This window comes from Streptomyces sp. NPDC024698 (assembly GCF_055559015.1).
This window is the reverse complement of sequence record NZ_JBVHLK010000067.1, coordinates 1-1,096: the sequence shown is the minus strand read 5'-3', so window position 1 is coordinate 1,096 and position 1,096 is coordinate 1. Positions and strand designations below refer to the sequence as shown.

General features: G+C 67.2%; 1 protein-coding gene. It reads right to left on the bottom strand.

The genetic code is table 11. The features are described from left to right. Positions 1 to 1,059: IS701 family transposase (locus tag ACZ4AA_RS38480; RefSeq protein ID WP_467613386.1), on the bottom strand; the 1,059-nt coding region annotated here is incomplete at its 3' end. Between the last annotated feature and the right edge of the window lie 37 nt (positions 1,060 to 1,096).

Genomic DNA, 1,096 nt, shown 5'->3' with positions numbered 1-1,096 from the left:
GTGGCGGTGCCAGCCGGGGTAGCGGCGGACCTGGTAGTCGTCCAGGCCGCACTCCTGCTTCGCCGTCTGGAAGCATTCCTCGACCGCCCACCTGCTGCCCGCGACACGGATGAGCTCGTCCAGGGTGGTGTCGGCGGGGCAGTAGGCGATGTAGTAGGAGATCGCCTCGGGCCGGCTGACGCTGCGGCGGGCGATGACCCAGTGCCGGCGGTCGGGCCGGTGCCAAGGTCGCACCTCGACACGGGCCCAGTCGTAGATCCTCTTTCCGTGGGCGCCGTCGCCGCAGGAGCGTCGCTTCCACTTCTGCCGCGGCAGGCCAGGAAACAGGTCGTGGACGGGGTGGTCGATGGACCAGCGGGTGACGACGGTGTCGTGCCGTGTGGTGGCCATGACGTGGAAGACGTCGGCCTGCTCGAGTTCGAACCGCCAGCCCTTGCTGAAGCCGTAAGCCGCGTCCGCGGTCACCCAGGCGAACGGGACCTCGTCGGCGATGGCTTTGCGGACCATCGCTTTGGCCATCGCCACTTTCGTCTCGAAGGCGACGCTGTCGTCGATGCCGGCATGACGGCATCGCTCCCGGTCGTCCGTCCAGGACGTGGGCAGATACAGCCGCCGATCGATCAGCGTGCGGCCGCGGGCACTGGCATAAGCGAGGAAGACCCCGATCTGGGAGTTCTCGGTGCGTCCCGCGGTCCCGGAGTACTGCCGCTGGACCCCGGCCGAACGGACGCCCTTCTTCAAGAAGCCGGTGTCATCGACGATCAGCACGGCATCCTGGTCCCCGAGGTGTTCCACGACGTACTCACGCACATCGTCCAGGACCTCGTCGGCGTCCCACTCGATCCGGTTCAGTAACCGATGGATACGGTCCGGAGCCGCGTGGCCTGCCTGTTCGGCGAGTGTCCAGCCGTTCTTCCGCTCCAGCGGAGCGATCAGCCCCCGCATATACGCAAGAGCCGTCTCCCGCGGCTCCGTCCTGCTGAACCGGTGCACGAACCGCTCCTGCAACCGGCCCAACTCATCAGCCCACAACCTGACATCAGCAAGGTCCCCACCCATAACCACACCAACGACCCCGCTGGCCAACAGTCACGGC